Origin of the sequence: Microbacterium sp. NPDC078428, assembly GCF_044542535.1 — a bacterium.
Classification (GTDB): domain Bacteria; phylum Actinomycetota; class Actinomycetes; order Actinomycetales; family Microbacteriaceae; genus Microbacterium; species Microbacterium limosum.
Window position 1 is genome coordinate 14,858 of the sequence record NZ_JBITUP010000003.1, and the last position, 21,933, is coordinate 36,790.

At 70.9% G+C, this 21,933-nt stretch carries 22 protein-coding genes and 1 tRNA gene; 17 read left to right on the forward strand and 6 right to left on the reverse strand.

Annotation, left to right across the window (positions count from 1 at the left end; translation table 11 throughout):
- Positions 1 to 26: 26 nt before the first annotated feature.
- Complete coding sequence (gene dapB / locus ACIGCK_RS06420; protein ID WP_330169780.1) at positions 27 to 839, forward strand: 4-hydroxy-tetrahydrodipicolinate reductase; 813 nt, start codon at positions 27 to 29, stop codon at positions 837 to 839.
- Entirely contained in the window at positions 836 to 1,279 is a 444-nt protein-coding gene (locus tag ACIGCK_RS06425) for a tetratricopeptide repeat protein (protein WP_396664754.1), read from the forward strand. Before dapB ends, ACIGCK_RS06425 begins: the two co-directional genes overlap by 4 nt.
- An 18-nt stretch (positions 1,280 to 1,297) precedes the next feature.
- Here ACIGCK_RS06425 and ACIGCK_RS06430 read toward each other — a convergent pair whose 3' ends face one another.
- From ACIGCK_RS06430 to ACIGCK_RS06445, 4 genes are all read right to left on the reverse strand, one after another.
- Positions 1,298 to 2,197 carry a TIGR01777 family oxidoreductase gene (locus ACIGCK_RS06430; RefSeq protein WP_396664756.1) on the reverse strand — a complete coding sequence of 300 codons (900 nt, stop codon included), beginning with the start codon at positions 2,195 to 2,197 and terminating at the stop codon, positions 1,298 to 1,300.
- A 13-nt stretch (positions 2,198 to 2,210) separates the two neighbouring features.
- A complete protein-coding gene (locus ACIGCK_RS06435) occupies positions 2,211 to 2,636 on the reverse strand; it encodes an OsmC family peroxiredoxin (protein WP_396664758.1) in 426 nt (141 codons plus the stop codon).
- 89 nt (positions 2,637 to 2,725) lie between these two features.
- Positions 2,726 to 3,295 carry a DUF4395 domain-containing protein gene (locus tag ACIGCK_RS06440; RefSeq protein WP_396664760.1) on the reverse strand — a complete coding sequence of 190 codons (570 nt, stop codon included), beginning with the start codon at positions 3,293 to 3,295 and terminating at the stop codon, positions 2,726 to 2,728.
- The gene (locus ACIGCK_RS06445) at positions 3,288 to 3,731 is read right to left on the reverse strand and encodes a TlpA family protein disulfide reductase (protein WP_396664762.1); all 444 of its coding nucleotides are present in this window, start codon (positions 3,729 to 3,731) and stop codon (positions 3,288 to 3,290) included. The genes ACIGCK_RS06440 and ACIGCK_RS06445 overlap by 8 nt, the downstream gene beginning before the upstream one ends.
- A 128-nt stretch (positions 3,732 to 3,859) precedes the next feature.
- Here ACIGCK_RS06445 and thyX point away from each other — a divergent pair, with 128 nt between their 5' ends.
- The 11 genes from thyX to ACIGCK_RS06500 all read left to right on the forward strand — a co-directional run bounded on the left by thyX (position 3,860) and on the right by ACIGCK_RS06500 (position 13,777).
- A complete protein-coding gene (gene thyX / locus ACIGCK_RS06450) occupies positions 3,860 to 4,606 on the forward strand; it encodes an FAD-dependent thymidylate synthase (protein WP_330169774.1) in 747 nt (248 codons plus the stop codon).
- A gap of 73 nt (positions 4,607 to 4,679) precedes the next feature.
- On the forward strand, positions 4,680 to 5,657 hold the full coding sequence (gene dapA / locus ACIGCK_RS06455) for a 4-hydroxy-tetrahydrodipicolinate synthase (RefSeq protein ID WP_330169773.1): 978 nt from the start codon (positions 4,680 to 4,682) through the stop codon (positions 5,655 to 5,657).
- 104 nt (positions 5,658 to 5,761) lie between these two features.
- A complete protein-coding gene (locus ACIGCK_RS06460) occupies positions 5,762 to 7,438 on the forward strand; it encodes a ribonuclease J (protein WP_330169772.1) in 1,677 nt (558 codons plus the stop codon).
- A 186-nt stretch (positions 7,439 to 7,624) separates the two neighbouring features.
- Entirely contained in the window at positions 7,625 to 10,342 is a 2,718-nt protein-coding gene (locus ACIGCK_RS06465) for a DNA translocase FtsK 4TM domain-containing protein (protein WP_396664765.1), read from the forward strand.
- On the forward strand, positions 10,342 to 10,917 hold the full coding sequence (pgsA, locus tag ACIGCK_RS06470) for a CDP-diacylglycerol--glycerol-3-phosphate 3-phosphatidyltransferase (protein WP_396664767.1): 576 nt from the start codon (positions 10,342 to 10,344) through the stop codon (positions 10,915 to 10,917). Before ACIGCK_RS06465 ends, pgsA begins: the two co-directional genes overlap by 1 nt.
- Positions 10,914 to 11,456, forward strand: a complete 543-nt coding sequence (locus tag ACIGCK_RS06475) for a CinA family protein (protein ID WP_396664769.1) — start codon at positions 10,914 to 10,916, stop codon at positions 11,454 to 11,456. The genes pgsA and ACIGCK_RS06475 overlap by 4 nt, the downstream gene beginning before the upstream one ends.
- Positions 11,457 to 11,596: 140 nt before the next feature.
- Positions 11,597 to 11,905: a helix-turn-helix transcriptional regulator gene (locus tag ACIGCK_RS06480; protein ID WP_330169768.1), complete on the forward strand. Its 309-nt coding sequence runs from the start codon at positions 11,597 to 11,599 to the stop codon at positions 11,903 to 11,905.
- Positions 11,906 to 11,909: 4 nt separating this feature from the next.
- The gene (locus tag ACIGCK_RS06485; RefSeq protein WP_330169767.1) at positions 11,910 to 12,137 is read left to right on the forward strand and encodes a DUF3046 domain-containing protein; all 228 of its coding nucleotides are present in this window, start codon (positions 11,910 to 11,912) and stop codon (positions 12,135 to 12,137) included.
- Positions 12,138 to 12,188: 51 nt separating this feature from the next.
- A tRNA-Met gene (locus ACIGCK_RS06490) sits at positions 12,189 to 12,262 on the forward strand.
- Positions 12,263 to 12,413: 151 nt separating this feature from the next.
- Positions 12,414 to 12,962 (forward strand): DUF6328 family protein, encoded by a 549-nt coding sequence (locus ACIGCK_RS06495; protein WP_396664772.1) that lies wholly within the window; start codon positions 12,414 to 12,416, stop codon positions 12,960 to 12,962.
- Positions 12,959 to 13,777: a carbon-nitrogen hydrolase family protein gene (locus ACIGCK_RS06500; protein ID WP_396664774.1), complete on the forward strand. Its 819-nt coding sequence runs from the start codon at positions 12,959 to 12,961 to the stop codon at positions 13,775 to 13,777. Before ACIGCK_RS06495 ends, ACIGCK_RS06500 begins: the two co-directional genes overlap by 4 nt.
- A gap of 10 nt (positions 13,778 to 13,787) precedes the next feature.
- Here ACIGCK_RS06500 and ACIGCK_RS06505 read toward each other — a convergent pair whose 3' ends face one another.
- The gene (locus ACIGCK_RS06505) at positions 13,788 to 14,990 is read right to left on the reverse strand and encodes an aminotransferase class I/II-fold pyridoxal phosphate-dependent enzyme (protein ID WP_396664776.1); all 1,203 of its coding nucleotides are present in this window, start codon (positions 14,988 to 14,990) and stop codon (positions 13,788 to 13,790) included.
- Positions 14,991 to 15,126: 136 nt separating this feature from the next.
- Here ACIGCK_RS06505 and ACIGCK_RS06510 point away from each other — a divergent pair, with 136 nt between their 5' ends.
- From ACIGCK_RS06510 to ACIGCK_RS06520, 3 genes are all read left to right on the forward strand, one after another.
- Positions 15,127 to 16,590 (forward strand): S1C family serine protease, encoded by a 1,464-nt coding sequence (locus ACIGCK_RS06510; RefSeq protein ID WP_396664778.1) that lies wholly within the window; start codon positions 15,127 to 15,129, stop codon positions 16,588 to 16,590.
- A gap of 104 nt (positions 16,591 to 16,694) precedes the next feature.
- Positions 16,695 to 17,972 (forward strand): CDP-glycerol glycerophosphotransferase family protein, encoded by a 1,278-nt coding sequence (locus tag ACIGCK_RS06515; RefSeq protein ID WP_396664780.1) that lies wholly within the window; start codon positions 16,695 to 16,697, stop codon positions 17,970 to 17,972.
- Positions 17,969 to 19,444: a CDP-glycerol glycerophosphotransferase family protein gene (locus tag ACIGCK_RS06520; protein WP_396664782.1), complete on the forward strand. Its 1,476-nt coding sequence runs from the start codon at positions 17,969 to 17,971 to the stop codon at positions 19,442 to 19,444. The genes ACIGCK_RS06515 and ACIGCK_RS06520 overlap by 4 nt, the downstream gene beginning before the upstream one ends.
- Positions 19,445 to 19,485: 41 nt before the next feature.
- Here the strand turns inward: ACIGCK_RS06520 and ACIGCK_RS06525 are convergent, their stop codons facing one another.
- Positions 19,486 to 20,595, reverse strand: coding sequence for a glycosyltransferase family 2 protein (locus ACIGCK_RS06525; protein ID WP_396664784.1), 1,110 nt, complete (start codon positions 20,593 to 20,595; stop codon positions 19,486 to 19,488).
- A gap of 49 nt (positions 20,596 to 20,644) precedes the next feature.
- On the opposite strand from ACIGCK_RS06525, the gene ACIGCK_RS06530 reads away from it, so the two are divergent.
- Positions 20,645 to 21,928 carry a CDP-glycerol glycerophosphotransferase family protein gene (locus ACIGCK_RS06530; protein WP_396664786.1) on the forward strand — a complete coding sequence of 428 codons (1,284 nt, stop codon included), beginning with the start codon at positions 20,645 to 20,647 and terminating at the stop codon, positions 21,926 to 21,928.
- Positions 21,929 to 21,933: the final 5 nt, after the last annotated feature.

Here is a 21,933-nt window from a genome sequence, read left to right on the forward strand (position 1 = left end):
CCGCCCGCCGAAACTAGGATGGGAGCATGACGACGCGAGTGGCCATCGTGGGTGCGACGGGACGACTGGGGAAGGTCGTCTGCGATGTCGTCGAGCGGACCGAGGGGTACGAGATCTCCGCGACGCTGTCGTCGCGGAGCGACCTCGACGAGATGGCGGGCGCCGACCTGGTGGTCGACGTCTCCACTCCCGCCGTGTCGGTCGACGTCGTGCGCGCGGCGATCGAGCGCGGGATCAACGTCCTCGTCGGCACATCCGGATGGTCCGAGGAGCGGATCGGGCTCGTCCGGCCGCTCGTGCAGGCATCCGGCACCGGGATCGTGTTCATCCCGAATTTCTCGCTCGGATCGGTGATCGGGTCGGCGCTGGCGGCAGCCGCTGCGCCGTTCTTCCCGTTCATCGAGATCGTCGAGGCGCACCACGAGCGCAAGGTCGACTCGCCGAGCGGCACCGCCGTGCGGACGGCAGAACTCATCGCCGCCGCGCGCGACGACGAGGGGCCCGTGGAGGCGCCGCACACCGACCAGCGCGCCCGCGGGCAGAGGGTCGCGAGCGTGCCGGTGCACAGTCTGCGCCGGCCCGGGGTGATCGCCCGTCAGGAGGTGCTGCTGTCGGGCCCGGGGGAGACGCTCCAGATCGTGCACGACACGGTCGATCCCGCCGCGGCCTACGCCCCCGGCATCCGGATCGCCCTCGAACACGCCCGTTCCGCGTCGGGTGTCGTCGTCGGGCTCGACTCCTTCATCGACATCGGCGTGCGCAGCCCTGCCCCGACCGATGATGCACCCGTGGCCGATGACGGCGTGCCGGGCCAGGTCGCGCGCACGACCGCACAGTGAGGGCGCGCATCGGCGTCGTCGTCATGGCGGCGCTCCTGGTCCTCTACCTCGTCCTGGTGGGTCAGCGAGCCGTGGTGCTGATCGGCACGGGCGAGGCGGTCGGGGTCGCGATGGGCGTGTCGCTGCTCGTGCTGCCCGTCATCGCGGCGTGGGCGATCGGGCGCGAACTCTGGTTCGGCGTCGGCGCGGAGCGCCTGGGGCGCCGCCTCGAGGCGGAGGGGGCGCTGCCCGACGAGGTCGTCGCCACGCATCCCTCGGGACGCATCGACCGCTCGGAGGGCGAAGCCGTCTTCCCGCGCTACCGGGATGCCGTGGCGGCCGCCCCGGAGGACTGGCGCGCGTGGTACCGGCTCGCGCTCGCGTACGACGCGGCCGGCGATCGACGTCGTGCTCGACACGCCGTCCGCCAGGCGATCCGCTTCGAGCGCGCCGCCCGCTGAGGGCGCGCTCGGGCACGCTCAGGGAGCGGGAACCGCCGCGGCGATCGCATCCTCCGCGGTGGGGTGGCGGAAGACGAAGCCGCTCGCCTCCAGGGCATCGGGCACGACATGGGTGTCGCTGAGTAGCACCGACTCCGCCATGTCCCGCCCGAGAGCCGCGCGGAGGGCCCATGCCGGTGCGCGCAGGAGGAACGGCTTGTTCATGCGCCGCGCGAGCGCGAAGCCCAGGTCGTTGGCGGTCGCGCGGGTGGGGCCCGCGAGGTTCACGGGACCGGTGAGGCCGGCGTCGATCGTGTGCCGGATGGCCCGGACCTCGTCGGCCAGCGAGATCCACGGCCACACCTGGGTGCCTCGGCCGATCGGGCCCGCAGCACCGGCGCGCGTGAGCAGCAGCAGCGGACGCAGCACGCCCCTCTCGTGCACGACGGGAGCCGTGCGAAGCAGAGCCACGCGAGCCCGATCGCCCGCCTCGCGGGCGGCGGACTCCCACTCGACGCAGATGCTCGAGAGAAAGAGGTCGCCCGCCGACGCCGATTCATCGAGGCGGGCGCCGGGGACCGAGCCGTAGAAGCCGACCGCACTGGAGGAGACGAAGGCGGGAGCATCCGCTCCCAACTCCCGCACCGCGCGCGCCAGGGTGCGGGTAGGGGTCAGCCGCGACCACATCAGCCGGCTCTTGTACCGCTGCGTCCAGGGGATGTGGCCGATGCTCGCACCGTTGAGCCCGACGACGGCGTCGGCCCCCGCGAGGACGTCGGGATCGAGCGGCCGCGAATCCGTCAGCCACTCGATCTCGCCGTCCGCGCGCGGGGCACGGCGCACGAGGGTGTCGACCCTGACCCCGTCGGCCCGCAGACTCTCGACGAGGGCCCGGCCGATGAGGCCCGACGCGCCCGCGATGACGATGCGCTCAGGCATCCGCAGCGCCTCCTCAGGCCAGAGTCGCCTCGAGGGTGATGTCGATGCCCGCGAGCGCCTGCGAGACGGGGCAGCCCGTCTTCGCCTCCTCCGCGATGCGGGCGAAGTCGTCGGCCGACAGGCCCGGCACGACCGCGTTGACGTTGAGGTGGCTGCCCGTGATGCCCTTGCCGGGCACGAACGTGACGGATGCCGTGGTGTCGACGCTCTGCGGCGGCGTCCCGTTCTCGCCCAGCGCGTGCGAGAGCGCCATCGAGAAGCACGCGGAATGCGCCGCTGCGATCAGCTCTTCGGGGGTCGTCGTCGAGTCGGAGCCCTCCGAGCGGGCCTTCCAGTTGACGTCGAAGGTGCCGAGGTGCGAACTGTCGAATGCGACGGTGCCGGCGCCGTCGGCGAGTCCGCCCTTCCAGGCGGTGGTGGCTTCGCTGGTCACGCTCATGGGGTGCTCCTTCGCTCGGGGATGTGCGTCGTCAGCCTATCCACGGCGAACCGGAGCGGGCCACCGGTTGCGCGCGCGACGAACGGCCGCTAGGCCGCTGCGGGTCGCTCGCGGCCGACGATTCCCGCGCGCTGGAGCAGCAGATACATCTGGCAGCCGAGGCAGTAGCCGAAGAACGCGTTGAGGAACGCCGCGACGAACGCGGCGGCCGCTGCGGCGGGGAGCGCCCACGGTACGCCCGCCAGGTGCAGGAGGAGTCCCAGGCCCGTGACGAACAGCCCCACCCCCTGGGCGAACCGGGGCGGGCGCGGGTCCTCCCACTCGGTCGGAGGGCTCAGCAGCGGGCGGACCACGCGGCGGAACAGCACGCCCCACGGCGCCGAGCGGGGCGAGAGGACGCCCCAGAGGAAGAGGAGGGCGATCGCGAGCAGCAGGAGGAAGCCCGGGTCGAGCGCGCGCTGCGCGAGGGATGCCGCGGTCACGGCCCACGCGGCATCCGTCTCGCCGACGTACTCCGCCCAGCCGAGGGTCTGCGTCCGCGCCGTGGAGAGACCGGTGAGGCCGAGCGCGACGGCGATGAGGAGAAGCACGGAGGTGATGCCCGCCGCGAAGCGGGGCCCGCGGGGGTCGATGCCCGCCGGCGAACGGAGCTCAGACACGCTCGGCCTCCACGGCTCCCGCGACGCGGAGGACCTCGAGCTCGACGACGTCGCGCCGGGGGACGCCGCCGAAACGCGTCTGCACGACGCCTCTCTCGTCGAGGATGAGCGTCGTCGGGGTCTGCAGGACGTGGAAGTGCTTGGCGATGTCGGGCCGGTGGGTGAGATCCACATCGAGGTGACGTACGCCGTCGTGGCGATCGGCGACGGCCGCGAGCATGCGGTGCACACCGGGGCATTTGGCGCACATCTCCGTGCTGAACTGCAGCAGCGTCGCGTTCTCGCCCAGGGCGTCGGCGCCGAGACGGAGCGGGTCGATGACCTCGTGCGACACATCGTGGCGGGCGCGGCCCTGGCGCCGGCGCAGCAGCACGCCGAGCCCCGCGGCGACCGCCAGCAGGGCTGCCAGGATGAGGAGTGCATCAAGCGGATTCACAACATCCCAGCGTAAACCCGCGGGGGGCGACAGGCGCCGGATCGCTCGAGTATGACGCAGCGCCGTAACAAAGGAGTTGCCGTCGTTCTCGCGCGGGGCTGCTGCCCCGCCGAGGGTAGTCTGGCGGCGTGACCGACGCTGCATCGCCTGTGCCCCCGATCGAGTTCCGCTCCGACGTCGCCGTCGAGCTCGTCCGCTCTAGCGCATCGGATGCCGATGTGCTCTTCGCCGCCCGTGTCTCGACGATGGGCGAGCAGACGCTGGATGACGCCGCCTCCGGCGCCGAGGCATCCGCCCGTGACCGCGGCCTCATCAACTACCTCATGCGCGATCGCCACGGCTCCCCGTTCGAGCACAACTCGATGACGTTCTACGTGCAGGCGCCGATCTTCGTCTTCCGGGAGTTCATGCGCCACCGCATCGCCTCGTACAACGAGGAGTCGGGCCGCTACCGCGAGCTGCGTCCCGTGTTCTACGTGCCCGCGCCCGAGCGCAAGCTGATCCAGGTCGGCAAGCCCGGGGCGTACGAGTTCCTCGACGGGACCCCGGAGCAGACCGCCCTCGTCGACGAGGCGACCCGCGCGGCATCCGTGCAGGCGTTCGAGGCGTACCAGCGCATGCTCGACGCGGGCGTCGCGCGCGAGGTCGCGCGCATCGTGCTGCCGCTGAACATCTATTCGTCCATGTACGTCACGATGAACGCGCGGTCGCTGATGAACTTCCTCTCCCTGCGCACCAAGCGGGAGGGCACGCATTTCCCGTCCTTCCCGCAGCGCGAGATCGAGATGGTCGCGGAGAAGATGGAGCGGGCCTGGACCGAGCTGATGCCGCTCACCCACGCGTCGTTCAACGCGAACGGCCGCGTCGCCCCCTGACGCGCGGCGATCGTGCAGTCCTCCCTCGGAGGGACGGGAAGCGCCGACCGGAGCGGCCCGATAGCCTAGAACCATGACGCACACCGCCAATCCGTTCGGTCAGGTGCTGGTCGCGCTCGTCACCCCCATGACGGCCGACGGCGAGGTCGACTGGCCCGCCACGGAGAAGCACATCGACTCGTGCATCAGCGCGGGCGCCGACGGCATCGTGGTCACCGGCACGACGGGGGAGACGAGTACCCTCACCGACCCCGAGAAGCTGCGCCTCGTCGAGGTGGGCAAGGACGTCGCCGCCGGGCGCGCGAAGATCATCACGGGCGGCGGCTCGAACGAGACCGCGCACGCGATCGAGCTGTACAAGGCGAGCGAGAAGGCCGGCGCCGACGGCATCATGATCGTCACGCCGTACTACAACAAGCCGACCCAAGCCGGCATCCTCACGCACTTCCGCCTCGTCGCGGACGCGACGGACCTGCCCGTGATCCTCTACGACATCCCCGGCCGCACGGGCGTGCCGATCAAGTACGAGACGATCCTCCGCCTCGCCAAGCACCCGAACATCCTCGCGATCAAGGATGCCAAGGGTGATTTCAGCGAGGTCAGCCGCGTGCTCAACCAAACCGACCTGATCTACTTCTCCGGCGACGACGCGAACGTGCTCCCGCACCTCTCGATCGGCGCGTCGGGATTGATCGGAGTGACCGCCAACATCGCCGCGGGCCCGTACCGCACGATCGTCGACGCCGTCAACACGGGCGATCTCGCCTCGGCGACGGCGGCGCACATGAAGCTCGAGCCGCTCGTGCGGGCGGTCATGACGCACGTGCCGGGAACCGTGGCGGCGAAGTACATCCTTCACGGGCTCGGCCGAATCGGCAGCCCCCGCGTCCGCCTTCCCCTCGTGGGGCCGGAGGAGTGGGAGGCCGCGATGATCGAGGACGAGCTCGCCCTTGTCAAGGACGTCGCCGGTGCCGACTTCCGGAACTTCCGCCCCGACCGCAACGCGGCCGCCGGCGGCGCGCTGCCCAAGGTGCACGGCACCACCCGCTGACTCGACCTGTCGGCCCCGAAACCTCACGCGTTCCGCAGACGGATCGCACCACAACACAACAACACAGAGGGTGACGCGGACCGCGTCATCCCGAGGAGGCATGCATGCCCACGAGCGTCATCGACCCGCCCGCTCTCGCGCCCGGAACCCTCCGCGTCATCCCGCTGGGCGGGCTCGGCGAGGTCGGAAGAAACATGACCGTCTTCGAGTACGAGGGCAAGCTGCTCATCGTCGACTGCGGCGTGCTCTTCCCCGAGGAGCATCAGCCCGGGGTCGACCTGATCCTGCCGGACTTCGAACCGATCAAGCACCGGCTCGACGACATCGTCGGTGTCGTGCTCACGCACGGGCACGAGGATCACATCGGCGCCGTGCCCTACCTGCTGAGGCTCAAGCGCGACATCCCGCTCATCGGCTCGGGCCTCACGCTGGCGCTCGTGGAGGCCAAGCTCAAGGAGCACCGGATCAAGGCGTACACGCTGACCGTCGCCGAAGGGCAGGAGGAGAAGGTAGGTCCGTTCGAGCTCGAGTTCGTCGCGGTCAACCACTCGATCCCCGACGCTCTCGCCGTCGCGATCCGCACCCCCGCCGGCCTCGCCCTCGCGACCGGCGACTTCAAGATGGACCAGCTGCCGCTGGATGGCCGCCTCACCGACCTCCGCGCGTTCGCCCGGCTGGGGGAGGAGGGCGTAGACCTCTTCCTCGTCGACTCGACCAACGCCGACGTGCCGGGCTTCACCCCCCTCGAACGCGAGATCGGGCCCGTGCTCGACCAGGTGATCGGCCGCGCGCCGCGCCGCGTCATCGTGGCGAGCTTCTCGAGCCACGTCCACCGCGTGCAGCAGGTGCTGGATGCCGCAGCCGCGCACGGCCGCCGGGTCGCGCTGCTGGGGCGCAGCATGGTGCGCAACATGACGATCGCCGAGGACCTCGGCTACCTGCACGTTCCCAAGGGCGTGCTCATCGACTACAAGAAGGCCCGGAACCTCCCCGAGGACAAGATCGTCTACATGTCCACGGGGTCGCAGGGCGAGCCGATGGCCGTGCTCTCGCGCATGGCCAACCTCGACCACGAGATCGAGCCCGGTCCCGGCGACACCGTCATCCTCGCGTCGAGCCTCATCCCCGGCAACGAGAACGCCGTCTACCGCGTGATCGACGGCCTGACGAAGCTCGGCGCCAACGTCGTGCACAAGGGCAACGCGAAGGTGCACGTGTCGGGCCACGCCGCGGCGGGCGAGTTGCTGTACTGCTACAACATCGTCGAGCCGCTGAACGTCCTGCCGATCCACGGCGAATACCGGCACCTGATGGCCAACGCAAAGCTCGCCCAGGACACCGGCATCCCGCCCGAGCGCACGATCCTCGGTGAGAACGGCACGGTGGTCGACCTCCGCGACGGCATCGCGTCGGTCGTCGGTCAGCTCGACATCGGCTTCGTGTACGTCGACGGCTCGACGGTGGGCGAGATCACCGACGCCGACCTCAAGGACCGCCGCATCCTCGGCGAGGAGGGCTTCATCTCGGTCATCGTCGTCGTCGACGCGTCCACCGGACGCGTCGTCACCGGGCCCGAGATCCACGCCCGCGGCTTCGCCGAGGACGACGCGGTGTTCGAGGGCGTCAAGCCGAAGATCGCCGCGGCCCTCGCGGATGCCGCGCAGTCGGGCGTGCGCGACCCGCACGCCCTCTCGCAGATCGTGCGTCGCACGATCGGTCGCTGGGTCAACCAGTCGCTGCGGCGTCGTCCGATGATCGTTCCGCTGGTCATCGAGGCCTGACACGGCGGGCGCCCGCCGAATCAGCCTGAGCGTGCAGCGCGGCAACTTCGCCGCCGTGCTGTACCGGAGCGAGGGCTTCGTCGTCACGCAGGCGGGTCACGGGCGCGACGTCATGGTCAAGCGCCTGAGACAGTGCCCGCCGCGTCGCTGCGGGCAAATGTCGCCCGTCGGACGTAGCGTGGTGGCATGGCCAGGAGCACCAGCCCGACCAAGGGTTCCCGCGCGCCGGCGAAGGCACCGTCCTCGCGCGCCCGCAAGCCCGAGCCCGCGCCCAAGCGTTACGTGGGGGAGGACGACAAGCCGCCCGTCGTCGTCCGCGCGTGGATGGGTCTCGCCCACGGCGTGGGAGGGCTGTTCCGCGCCTTCGGCCCGGAGACCCTCGAGAAGGACCAGCGCCGCGACGGGTTCCCCTTCCTGCTCGTCCTGCTCGCCGTCGTGGGCGCGATCATCGAGTGGTTCTTCATCGGCAGCGATGTGGCCCTCGCGATCTCCGACTATTCCGTCGGGGGGATGGTCGGCCGGCTGGCGTTCATCGTGCCCGTCATGCTTCTCATCCTCGCGGGCTGGCTCTTCCGCCATCCCGCGACCGTCCACGACAACGGGCGCATCGGAATCGGCTTCGGCCTGCTCGCCCTCGTGGGCGCGGGCTTCTGCCACCTCGGCGGCGAACGCCCCGTTCCCAGCGACGGCCTGCCGGTTCTGAGCCGCTCGGGCGGTCTCTTCGGGTGGATGGTCGCCGAGCCCCTCGCGATCGCCCTGACGCCGATCGGCGCATGGATCGTGCTGGTGCTGCTCGCGGTTCTCAGCGTCCTGATCATCACCAAGACGCCGCCGAACCGCATCGGACGGCGGCTCGGCGACCTGTACGCGTGGATGTTCGGCGCGGAGCGCGTCGAGAAGCCCGAGCGCAGCTCCGCGGCGACGGATGACGCGCCGGCCGAGGATGCCGGGATCCCGTGGTGGCGGCGCAACCGCAGCGGCCGCGAGGAGGACGCCGACGGCGGCCTCGGCTCCCAGGACCTCACGGAACTGCTGACGCCGGGTGCGTCGCGTGGCGGGTTCGACACCCCCGTCGCGACCGCGCCGCCGGCCGCGCCCCGCACGCCGCCGGCGCCCACGTTCGCTCCCGATGCGCTCACGGAGGTGCTCGACCCGTCGCTGCTGTCCGACGCCGAGCGTGCCGCGGCATCCGCGCCCCGCGCCGACACATCGATCCACGACGACGGCGACGACGGCGACACGGGCGAGGCGCTTCCCGGCCTGTCGGGGCTCGGCACCGACGGCTCGCGTGCGGGTTCGGGTGCGACCACCCCTTACCGGCTCCCCTCGGTGTCGAACCTCGCGCCCGGCACCCCCCACAAGGAGCGCTCGGAGGCGAACGACCACGTCGTCCGCGCCATCACCGAGGTGCTCGACCAGTTCCAGGTCAACGCGCGCGTGACCGGCTTCTCGCGCGGCCCGACGGTGACTCAGTACGAGATCGAGCTCGGGCCCGGCGTGAAGGTGGAGCGGATCACGGCCCTCACCAACAACATCGCCTACGCCGTCGCATCCAACGAGGTGCGCATCCTCGCTCCCATCCCCGGCAAGAGCGCGATCGGCGTCGAGATCCCCAACACCGACCGCGAGATCGTCACGCTCGGCGACGTGCTCACCTCGACGGCGGCCGCGAAGTCGACCCATCCCATGACGATCGGTGTGGGCAAGGATGTCGGCGGCGGCTTCGTCGTGGCGAACCTCGCGAAGATGCCGCACCTCCTGGTGGCCGGCTCGACGGGATCGGGCAAGTCCAGCTTCGTGAACTCCATGATCACGAGCCTTCTCATGCGCGCCAAGCCGTCCGAGGTGCGCATGGTGCTCATCGACCCCAAGCGTGTCGAGCTCACGTCCTACGCGGGGGTCCCGCACCTCATCACGCCGATCATCACGAACCCGAAGAAGGCGGCGGAGGCGCTGCAGTGGGTCGTGAAGGAGATGGACATGCGGTACGACGACCTCGCGTCGTTCGGCTTCCGCCACATCGACGACTTCAACCGCGCCGTGATCGCGGGCGAGGTCGAGGTTCCCGTCGGCAGCGAGCGCATCCTCAAGCCGTACCCCTACCTCCTCGTGGTCGTCGACGAGCTCGCCGACCTCATGATGGTCGCGCCCCGCGACGTCGAGGACTCGATCGTGCGCATCACCCAGCTTGCGCGCGCCTCCGGCATCCACCTGGTCCTCGCGACGCAGCGGCCGAGCGTCGACGTCGTGACCGGGCTCATCAAGGCGAACGTGCCATCGCGCCTGGCGTTCGCGGTGACGAGCGTCACAGACTCGCGGGTCATCCTCGACCAGCCGGGCGCCGACCGCCTGATCGGCCAGGGCGACGCCCTCTTCCTGCCGATGGGCACGTCCAAGCCGCTGCGCGTGCAGGGCGCCTGGGTCAGCGAGCCCGAGATCGAGGCCGTGGTCAAGCACGTCACGGCGCAGGCCCGGCCCGAGTACCGCGCCGACGTGCAGGCGGCCGCGGAGAAGAAGCAGGTCGACGCCGACATCGGCGACGACCTGGAGCTGCTGCTCGCCGCCGCCGAGCAGGTCGTCTCGACGCAGTTCGGGTCGACGTCGATGCTGCAGCGGAAGCTGCGCGTGGGCTTCGCGAAGGCCGGGCGCCTGATGGATCTGCTCGAGTCCCGAGAGATCGTGGGACCTTCGGAAGGCTCGAAGGCGCGGGACGTGCTCGTCACCGCCGAGCAGCTGCCGGGTGTGCTCGCGCGCCTGAGGGGCGAGGACCCGCCCGCTGACGCGGGGTCGTCGTCGAACTCCGATCCCTACGGGTCCGACGCCGTCGAGTCGCAGTACGCCGGCCTTCCCGTCGTGGAGGCCGAGACCGACGAGGATGCCTGGGGATTGACGGGTCGCGACTGATGGCAGTGCCGCGGCAGCTTCCCAACGCGATCACGATCGCGCGCATCCTCTGCGCTCCCGTGTTCCTCTGGATGCTGCTCGCCGACGCAGGCGGGGACAGTGCGCTGCGGTGGTGGGCGGGAGCGCTCTTCGTCGTCGCGATCGCGACGGACGGGATCGACGGCTACATCGCCCGGCGGTACGAGATCGTCACCGACCTCGGCAAGCTGCTGGATCCGATCGCGGACAAGGTGCTGACGGGTTTCGCCTTCGTCGGGCTGTCGATCCTCGGCGAGCTGCCGTGGTGGGTCACGATCCTCGTGCTCGTGCGTGAGATCGGCATCACGGTGCACCGGCTGCTGGTCGCGAGCGACCATGTCGTCGCCGCGGCGTGGATGGGCAAGCTCAAGACCGTCGCGCAGGCGGTCGCGCTCTCCCTCGCCCTGATGCCGCTCTGGACGATCGTGGGGGACGGGGTGCTCTGGGTCAACGTCGTGACCATGTGGATCGCGGTGATCCTGACGGTCGCAAGCGGTATCGACTACGTCGTCGCCGAGATCCGCGGCTCGCGTCGGGCGCGCCCCGCCCGGCCATGAGCGACCGGTCCACCGCGGTGGGCGGCGAATGGCCCCCCTGCGCGGGGGAGGCGGACGTGCACGGGGAGGCGGCACTCGCACTGAGCCGCCTGCGCGCCCGAGGCTGGTCGCTCGGAGTCGCGGAGTCTCTCACGGGCGGTCTTCTGGCCGCCGCGCTCATCGGCGTGCCGGGTGCCTCGGACACCGTGCGCGGCGCGATAGTCGCCTACGCCGTGTCGCTGAAGCACTCGCTGCTGGGCGTCGACGCCGGCCTGCTCGCGGCTCACGGTGCCGTCCACCCGGACGTCGCCCTCCAGATGGCGGAGGGGGTCCGTCGTGTCACCGCCGAGGGCGGGCGCGCCGCCGATGTGGGGATCGCGACGACGGGAATCGCGGGTCCCGACTCGCCCGACGGCCAGCCCGTCGGCACGGTGCACCTGGCGATCTGCACCCCCGGGGGGTCGCGTGTCGTGTCTCTGCGCCTCGATGGCGACCGCGACGAGATCCGAGAGGCGACCGTGCGCCACGCCCTCTGGGTGCTCGTCGACGCCGCCGCGTGAGGGAATAGCGAGTGTTTCGTCTCCGTTACATTCGGTGATTCCGAGCCATCCCTCAGTCGAGGGCATTAGATTGGCTCAACCCGGTGTTGTACTCTCTAACACTCGGGCGACACGACGAGCACAGTGAGGAGGGGGCCATCATGATCCTGGTTCGTCAAGAGATCGGCGATGTTCTGCGTGATTTCCGTCTGCAGAGGGGGCAGACCCTCCGTCAGGTGGCGGGCAAGGCGTCGGTCGCCCTCGGCTACCTCAGCGAGGTCGAGCGCGGTCAGAAAGAGGCCTCGAGCGAGATCCTCGCATCCGTGGCCGAAGCGTTGGATGTCCCCATTTCCACGATCATGCGCGAGGTCGGAGACCGGATCTCCGTGCTCGAGGGTGTCTCGACGTTCCCCGACGTCGTCCCCGACGACCTCGTGGCCTCGGTGGACAAAGAGCTCACGCTCAGCTGACCCGGTGCGGCGCAGCGAATTCGGCCGGGCGGTCGACGATGAGTTCGGCGACGCCTACGGCGCCGTCCTGAGGGCGGACCTGCAGCTCGCCGACATCGGCGGGCGGACCGCGGACCAGGCCCTCCGCGACGGCGTGCCGCCGCGCGACGTGTGGCTGGCCCTGTGCTCCGCGGCTGACGTGCCGGAGAACCGCAGGTACGGTGTCGGACGCCTCGAGCCCGAATCCCGCTGAGCGGGCCGATTGGACGGCTCTCCAGCCCCGTGCTAGGCTTACTTCTTGTGCCGCGGGGTGGAGCAGTTCGGTAGCTCGCTGGGCTCATAACCCAGAGGTCGCAGGTTCAAATCCTGTCCCCGCAACGAGAAGAGAAGGTCCCTTCACCAGAAATAGCTGATGAAGGGACCTTTTCTCATTGTCCCCGTCTCGCGGCTGGGTCGTTCCGTCCGCGTCGGTCAGGGCCGCGTCCCCGCCCGAGTTGTCCGCGCCGCGCCGCACCGCGAGGATGGGCGTATGAGTGCCGCGCAGGATGCCGGGACGGGGTCGTTCGGCCGGAGACGCCGCGATCGTGCGCGCACCGACGACATCGCCGACGGACGGGACGAGACCGAGACCGAGCGGTACGACCGCAACTGGATCGAGCTGCTCCAAGAGCTGCGCGTGCTGCAGACGGGAACCCAGATCCTCACCGGATTCCTGCTCGCACTGGCCTTCCAGCCGGCCTTCGGAGATCTGACGGGCGGACAGCGCGCGTTCTACCTCTTCCTCATCGTCGCCGCGGCGGTCAGCACGATCATCGCCCTCGCACCCGTCGCCCTTCACCGCGTCCTGTTCCGCCAGCACGAGAAGAAGCGCATCGTCGCATACGGACATGCCGCGCTGCTCACGGCGCTGATCACGGTGTCGGTGCTGGTCGTGGGGGTGGTCGCCTTCGTGTTCGACGTCGTCGTCGGTGAGGCGGCAGCTCTCGTCGCCGCGGCCGGGCTCGGTGCGACGATCGTCGTGCTCTGGATCGTCGTTCCGGTCGTCTGGCGCGTGCGCGGCGGGGGGTCTTCGGCGTGAACTCTCCGACACACGACGGCACGCTCGGCCTCGCCGTCGCGCAGTTCGCACCGACCGACTCCCGGCCGGAGAACATCGCCACGGTGCGGGAGCTGTCCGAACGCGCGGTCGCGCGAGGAGCGCACGTCGTGCTCTTTCCCGAGTACTCGAGCTACTTCATCCACCCGTTCGACAGCTCGTTGCGCGAGAACGCCGAGACGCTGGACGGTCCCTTCGTCTCGGCACTGCGCGAGACGGCCGCCGCGACGGGTGCCGTGATCGTCGCGGGGCTCCTCGAGACGGCGACCGACGGCGCACGGGTGCGGAACACCGTCGTCGCGGTGGATGCGACGGGTGTCCGTGCGACGTACCGCAAGACGCACCTCTACGACGCCTTCGGGCAGCGCGAGTCCGACTGGGTGGAGCCCGGTGCGATCAGCGATCCGCAGACGTTCGAGTGCCGCGGCATCCGCTTCGCTCTGCAGACGTGTTACGACCTCCGGTTCCCGGAGGTGACGCGGACGTGCGCGGATGCCGGGGCGCACGTCGTGCTCGTGCCGGCCGAGTGGGTCCGGGGGCCGTTGAAGGAGCACCACTGGCGCACCCTCCTGGCGGCCCGGGCGATCGAGAACACCCTCTTCGTCGCCGCGGCCGATCATCCTCCGCCCCTCGGGGTGGGGCACAGCGGCGTCGTCGATCCCCAGGGGGTGACCCTGGCGGCCGTGGGCACGGCGTCGGATGTCGCGGTCGCCGTCGTCTCGCTCGAGGCGCTCGAGGACGTGCGGCGGGTGAATCCGGCGCTGCAGCTGCGCCGCTACCGCGTCGTGCCTCGCTGAGCGTGCCCGCTCAGGGCCGCAGGCCGGCGAGGGCTGCGCCCGCGCGCCGGAGGACCCCGGGGCGCTTGCACGCGGCGAAGCGCACCATCGTGGCGTAACGGCCCCGGTGCTCCGGCGACACGAACGCCGTCAGGGGGATGGCGACGACCCCTGTCCGCTCGGGGAGCGCCCGGCAGAACGCGACGGCGTCGGTGACACCGAGCGGCGCCGCGTCGGCGACGGTGAAATACGAGCCCGAGGGCACGCCGACGTCGAACCCGGCCAGCCGGAGGCCCGAGCCGAGCAGGTCGCGCTTTCGACGCATCTCGTCGGCGATCCCCGTGAAGAACGCGTCTGGCAGCCGGAGGCCCGCGGCGACGGCGGGCTGGAAGGGAGAGCCGTTCACGTAGGTCAGGAACTGCTTCACGGCGAGGACGGCGGTCACGAGCGGCTCCGGGCCCGACAGCCACCCGATCTTCCAGCCGGTCACCGAGAAGGTCTTGCCGGCCGAAGAGATCGCGAGGGTGCGCTCCCGCGCTCCGGGCAGCGTCGCGATCGGCACGTGGGGGGTGCCGAACCGGAGGTGTTCGTAGACCTCGTCGGTGACCACGATGGCGTCATGGCGCTCGGCCAGCGCGACGATGCGCTCGCGCACTTCGGCGTCGAAGACCGCCCCCGTGGGGTTGTGCGGGTCGTTGACGATGATGAGACGCGTGCGATCCGTGACTGCCGACTCGAGCCGATCGAGGTCGGGCTGGAACAGCGGCCACTCGAGGGGGACGGGAACCAGGCGGGCCCCCGCGAGAGCGACGAGCGCCGCATAGGCGTCGTAGTACGGCTCGAAGACGACGACCTCGTCGTCCGGGGAGTCCACGAGCGCCAGCACCGTCGCCGCGAGGGCCTCCGTCGCGCCGGCGGTGATGATCACCTCGCGCTCGGGGTCGAGGTGGACGCCGTAGAACCGGCGCTGGTGGTCGGCCACTGCCTCACGCAGCCGGGGGATGCCGCGGCCCGGCGGATACTGGTTCGCCCCGTCTGCGATCGCCTGGCGCGCGGCCTCGAGGACCTCGGCCGGCCCGTCCTCGTCCGGGTACCCCTGTCCGAGGTTGATCGCACCCGTGCTCGCCGCGAGCGCGCTCATCTCGGCGAAGATCGTGGGCGCCACGACACCGTCGGAGGAGAGCAATCCCGCCCCGCCGGCCGCACGGCGCCAGGCCCCCGGTAGCGTGGTCACATCGCCCGCCTTTCCGGTCCGTCGGGCCGCGCTCAAGGCCAGGCCAACGCGTACGCATAGCCGAAATGGGGCGGCGTCATAAGAATCCCACAGGATCGCGCGGGATGGTGAGAGGGCTTTGGACGAAGGAGCATCGATGAGCGAGAACTTGGGCGTCCGCCCCGACGACGACAATCACCACGACACGACACAGCCCGCCGCGCACGAGGAGCAGGGCGCCGGCGCCACAGACGCGGAGCGAGTGCCTGCCTCGGCGCACGCGAACGCGGCCCCGACCGCTCCGGCTGCGCCCTACTCCGGCACCGCCTACCCCGAGCGTCCGCCGCTGCCGCCTCAGGCCGCGACGAACCCCACCCAGCCCACCGTTCCCCTCTCCGGTTCGTTCGGCCCCGCCGCCGCGCCGCCGCGACGCGCCTCGGGCGCAGCGAAGGTCGCGGGACTCATCGTGGCCGCCGCGCTCGTCGGCGGCGCCGCCGGGCTCGGCGGCGCGTATGCCGGATCGCAGCTGTGGAACCAGCCCGCGACGACCGTGGCCACCGGGGGAGGTGCCGTCACGATCAACAACACGGAAGACGTGACGGAGGCGACGGCGATCGCCGCCAAGGTCCTTCCGAGCGTCGTGACGATCGAGGTGTCCAACGGCAGCTCGGGCGGAAGCGGCTCCGGTGCCATCCTCAGCGAGGACGGCTACGTCGTCACCAACACGCACGTCATCACCCTCGACGGTGCTGCGGGCGACCCGACGATTCGCGTCACGACCTCGGACGGTCGCATCTTCGACGCGGAGGTCGTGGGGATCGACCCGATGTACGACCTCGCGGTGATCAAGCTCGTGGATGCCGAGGGCCTGCAGCCGATCGAGTTCGCCGATTCCAGCGAGCTGAACGTGGGCGATCAGACGGTGGCCGTCGGCGCACCCCTGGGCCTGTCGAACACCGTCACGACGGGCATCGTGAGCGCCCTGAACCGCAGCATCGAAATCGCCTCCGCCGCCGTGCCCGAGTCCCGCGGCGATGCCGAGGAGGACGAGGAGGACGGGCAGTCGCAGAGCCCGTTCCAGTTCGACATCCCCGGCCAGCAGCAGCGCTCCGGAGCGGGCGAAACGATCAAGATCTCGGTCATCCAGACCGACGCGGCGATCAATCCCGGCAACTCCGGGGGCGCCCTCGTCGACAGCGACGGCGCTCTGATCGGGATCAACGTCGCCATCGCCACGGCGGGTTCGTCGTCCGGCTCGGGATCGATCGGCGTCGGCTTCTCGATCCCGTCGAACATCGTCCAGCGTGTCACCGACGAGATCATCGAGGACGGCGAGGCCACGCACGGCCTCCTCGGGGCGACCGTCCTGTCCGCCGCGGCGGTGGAGGACGCCGAGATCTCCGGGGCCTACGTCGACTCCGTGACCGAAGGCGGCGCGGCCGAGCAGGCGGGTCTGCGGGCCGGCGACATCGTGACGGCGCTCAACGGCGTCCCGGTGGCCGATTCGATCGATCTGACGGCGCTCGTCCGGGCCGAGGCGGCCGGTGCCGAGGTGACCGTCACCTTCGTCCGGGATGGCGCCGAGAAGACCGTCGAGGCGACACTCGGCGCGCTCGACTGACACGACGACGCACGACGAAGCGCCCCGCACACCTCGCGGGGCGCTTCGTCGTGCTCCGCGAGGAGACGCCATCGCGCGATAGGCTCGCCCGGAGAGGAGGGATCGTGGCGCCATTCTCGTTCGGCGCGGGAAACGTCGCCAAGCTCGTCCGCATCCCGCTCTACGTGTTGGGCCATCTCGCAACCCTCGTCATCCCGCGTGCGCGTGGGCGCTGGGTCTTCGGCTGCGGCGTCGGCGTCGCGGATGGGGCGCTCGCTCTCTGGCGCGTCGCCGCCCCGCAGACGCGGAGCTCGATCTGGCTGACCGGCTCCGCGCGCGACGCGGCGGAGGCGGACGCCCTCGGCATCCCGCACGTTCCCGCGGTCTCCCTGCGCGGGTTCTGGGCGACCGCGCGGGCGCGCGTCATCGTCGTCACCCACGGCTTCGGTGACGTCAACCGGTATGCGGTGGGAGGAGCGTTCGTCGTGCAGCTGTGGCACGGCATTCCCCTCAAGCGCATCGGCGCCGATTCGCCCGCCACGGTGCGAAGCTCCCTGCTGCCCGACTCCCGGGCCCTCCGCCGCCTGATCGGCGCGCTCTACCGCGCCACGACGTCCCAGATAGACCTCCTTCCCGCGGCATCCCACCTCGTGCGCGGTCGCCTCGAGTCGGCGTTCACCCTCACGGATGCGCAGGTTCCGGTGACCGGGGAGCCGCGCACGGACGTGCTCTCACGGGGCGACGTCTCCGAGCGCCGTCGCGCCGCGGCGGCGACGCTCCGGGCCGCGATCGGCGACCTCCCGACCCCGGCGACACGTCTCGTGCTGTACGCGCCCACCTGGCGCGACGGCGCGCCGGACCCCGCGATACCCTCGCCGGACCAATGGTCGCGCCTTTCCCGCCTTCTCGACGAGCGGGACGCGGTGCTCTGCATCCGCTCCCACCCGCTGGGGGCGGGGGAGTACCGCCCCGCCGTCCCCTCGCCGCGGATCCGGGCGCTCGGTGCCGACGTGGTGAGGGATGTGACGCCGGTGCTGCCGGCATTCGACGCGCTGGTGACCGACTACTCCTCTCTCGCGTTCGACGCGGGGCTGCTCGGGCTCCCCGTCGTGTACCTGGCGCCCGACGTCCGCGAATACGCACGCGACCGCGGCTTCTACGGCAGGTACGAGGATGTCGCGGGCACGGACTACGCACGCGATTGGGACGAGACCGCCGACCAGTTGCGCGCGCTGCTCGTCGACAGCGCCGAATGGGAGCGTCGCGCGCGCCGGTCGGCGGAGCTCAGCGAAAAGGTGCACGCCTACCGAGACGGTCGGAACGCCGAGCGCGTCCACCGTGCCATCCTGAGACGGGAACCGCTCGCCACGACGCGTCCCGCCGCTGCGGAGAGGACACCATGACGACCGTCTCGTTCACCACTCGGGACGGTGTCCCCTCGCTGGAGCTGACGGGTGCGGGGGAGCGACCCTCCGCCGTGACCCTCGAGGGCGCACGCGCGCGCATCGACGCGGTGCTGACCGGAGGCGGCAAGACGTGGCGGGCGCGTCTGGTGCTGCACACGCGCCGGTGGGGCAACCCGTCGCTTCCCGTGCCCTCGGGACGGTACCGCCTCGTGGTGGACGGTGCGGAGGCGCCCCGCGACTCGCTGGAGACCCAGGGCTTCGAGATGCTGCGCGCGTCCTTCGACGGCGGCAGCGGGGTGGTGGAGGTGGGTCCGCCCCAGGATCCGGACGAGCTCGCCCCCCAGGGCCCGGCGGCCGTCGCGGCGCGCCGCGCGGCCGAGGGGGAACCGCTCGAGGATGCCGTGTTCTTCGAGAGCTTCTACGGTCGCAATGCGTCGTGCAACCCCCTCGCGCTGGACCGGGAGATCGCGCGCGTGGCGCCGCACGTACCGCGCTACTGGAGCGTGGTCGACCTCTCCGTGGCCGTCCCCGAGGGCGCCACGGCGCTGGTGGAAGGCTCCGCGTCGTGGTGGCGGGCGCGGGCGACGTCCCGGCTGCTGGTGGTCAACGACTGGTTGCGGCACGGCTTCCGGGCCCGTCCCGGGCAGCACGTGCTGCAGACGTGGCACGGGACGCCGCTCAAGCGACTCGCGTTGCACCGCCCCGGGTTCGATCCCCGGCGGATGGCCGCCGTGGTGAGGGAATCCCGGCGGTGGAGCATCCTGCTCGCGCAGAATCCCTATGCGGCGCGGATCCTGCGGAAGGCCTACGCGTTCCTCCGGCGTCCCATCTGGGTGGAGGGCTACCCGCGCAACGACGTCCTGACGACCCACGGGCCGGGCGGTTCCGGCGCGAGGGGGCCGGCCGCCGCGGTCAGGCGCGGGCTCGGGATCGGCGACGGGGAGCGCGTACTTCTCTACGCCCCGACGTGGCGCGACGACCGCGAGCTGATCGTCGACTTCCTGGACCCGCAGCGGCTGGCAGAGGATGCCGATGCCGTCGTCCTCGTGCGCGGGCATTCCCGCACGCTCCTGCCCGGCAGCGACGTGGCGGGTCCTCGCGTCATCGACGTCACCGGGTATCCCGATGTCTCACGCCTCGTCCTCGCGTCCGATGCGCTCATCACGGACTACTCGTCCGTGATGTTCGACTACTCGGTCACCGGCAAGCCGATCTACTTCTTCGCTCCCGATCTGGACCACTACCGCGGGCGGCTGAGGGGCTTCTACTTCGATCTCGCCGAGCGCGCACCGGGACCGGTCGTCAGCACGCACGGCGAACTCGTCGACGCTCTGACGGATCCCGCTGTCACCGAGGTCTTCGCCGCGCGATACGACGCGTGGCGTGCGGTGTTCAACTCCCGCGACGACGGACGCGCCGCCGAGCGGGTCGTCGCGCGTCTCCGCGATCAGGGTCTCCTCCGCGGCTGACGGTTCCTGCTGCGTGCCGTCGACACGGAAGCGGCGGCGGGTCAGGGGAGCGGAGTGTTCCGGTCGCCGATGCGCGACGTGTCGATCGTGTCGTGAGCCCCCCGGGCGAGCCCGAGCAGGAAGCCGGCGCCCCACGCGATGTGCATCGTGGGCAGCACCGCGAGGGTCCAGAGCTTGTCGCGCAGGCCCCGCCCCCCGCCGGGACCGACCGCCACGACGGTCACCAGGGCGGCGTACGCGGCGAGTGGCAGGTACGCGATGCTCGCGGCCAGCGCGAGCCATCCCGACAGGACACGTGTTGCCTGAAGAGTCGCGACGACCAGCGAGAGCGCGATCGTGACGACCAGCGCGGGGGGAGCGAAGAAACGGAGCGAGTTGCGCCGGCCGTACCGCCGTACCAGCTCGCCGCGCCACGATCCGGTGGCACGGAACTGACGGGCCAGGCGCGCCCAGCTCTCGCGAGGCCAATACGTCACGGCGAGCGTCGGGTCGAACCACACCGTGTAGCCGGCCGCCCGGATGCGGAGGTTCAGCTCCCAGTCCTCGCCGCGCCGGATCGACTCGTCGAACAGGCCGACCTCGTCGAGCACCGCTCTGCGCATCACTCCGAGGTAGGCAGATTCGGCCTCGCCCTCTCGCGTACCGCCGTGATAGGCGCCTCCGCCGAGACCGATGGGCGAGTTGTAGGCGCGGGCGACAGCCCGTTGGAAGGGCGTACGGCCGTCCGCACGCATGACTCCGCCGACGTTGGCGGCTCGCGTGCGCTCCAGCGTGCGCAGGGCACGGCGGGTGTAGTCCGGGGCCAGCTCGGAGTGGGCGTCGACGCGGACGATCGTCGGGTAACGGCTGGCGGCGATCGCGAGGTTCAGGCCGCGCGGAATGTCCGCTTCCGGGTTGTCCACGAGGGTGATCCGGGGGTCTGCGGCCGCGAGCGTCCTCGCCAGCTCGGTGGTGCCGTCCGTCGATGGCCCGAGCGCCAGGATCGCCTCGGCGGGGCCGTCGAGCTGTTGCGTCAGCACGGTGCGCACGGCGGCTTCGAGGTAGTTCCGCTCGTTCAGAACGGGCATGACGTACGACACGCCCGCGCCCGGAGGCACGACGGGTGCGTCGCGTCGTCGCGGCGGCCGCCGTGTCGTCCCGGGCTCATGCATCGATCGATCATCCCACGGGAGCGGAGATGGCCGTCGGTAGGGTGGAGGGATGGGAATCGTGTCGGACGCACGCAAGGCGGCTGCGCTGCTGAGGAAGGCGGTGGCGGCGCGGTCGGCCGTGCGCAGCGTCCGTCAGACCCTCGCGCACACGCCTCCGCATCCGTCGAACCGCTATCGGATCGCCGTGTACTTCGCCGACGGCGAGGTGAACATGTACCAGATGCGGCAGTGGTACAAGCCGCTCCAGGAGCTGGCCGCGCGCTGGCCCGTCGTCGTCCTGGCGCGCTCCGCGACGGGTGCGCGGGCCCTGCTGGCCGACGATGCCCTGCCGGTCGCGTTCGTGCCGACGGTGCGAGACCTCGAGCGGGCCATCCAGAGCCAGGACATCCGCGTGGTGTTCTACGTCAACCAGAACACGCGTAACTTCCAGATGTTCCGCTACGGACGCCGGTGGCACGTGTTCATCAACCATGGCGAGTCCGACAAGATGTACATGACCACGAATCAGTACAAGGCCTACGACTTCGCCTTCATCGCGGGGCAGGCGGCCCGCGAACGGCTCGAGCGCGTGCTCTGGGACTACGACTTCGACCGCCGCGCGATCGAGATCGGACGGCCCCAGGCCGACCATTACTCGGGTACGCCCCCCTACACGCCCGATGACCGAACGGTGGTGCTCTACGCGCCCACCTGGGAGGGTGATCGGCCCTCGGCCCACTACGGCTCCATCCGCAGCCACGGCGAGGCGCTCGTCGCGCCCCTTCTCGCGTCGGGCAGGCACCGTGTGATCTACCGCCCGCACCCGCGCAGCGGCGTCGTCGACAGCGAGTACGGCGAAGCGAATCGTCGCATCATCGCCGCGCTCCGGGCCGCGAATGCGGCCGACCCGCGCGCTCAGCACGTGTTCGACGACGGACCCGAGCTCGGATGGCAGCTCTCCGTGGCCGACGTCGCGATCGTCGACATCTCGGCGATGGTCTACGACCGGCTCGCCGCCGGCAGGCCCCTGCTGATCACGCGGCCTGTCGACGAGGAGGCCCTGATCGACACGCACGGCTACCTCTCGGACTGCGAGTGGCTTACCGCGGAGGCCGCGGGGCGCGTGACCGACGAGCTCGAGCGGGTCGTCGCGGATCCCGAGAGCACACGTCGACTCGCGGAGTGGGTGCGGCGCTACTTCGGTGACCCTGCTCCCGGGGCGGCCACGGCGAAGTTCCATGCGGCGATCGAATCCCTCATGCGGGAGTGGGATTCGTGGCACGAGGGCGCCGTGCGTCGCGGCGACGATGAGGAGCCCGAGGAAGCCGACCTCGACGAGACGACGATCTCCTAGCAGGG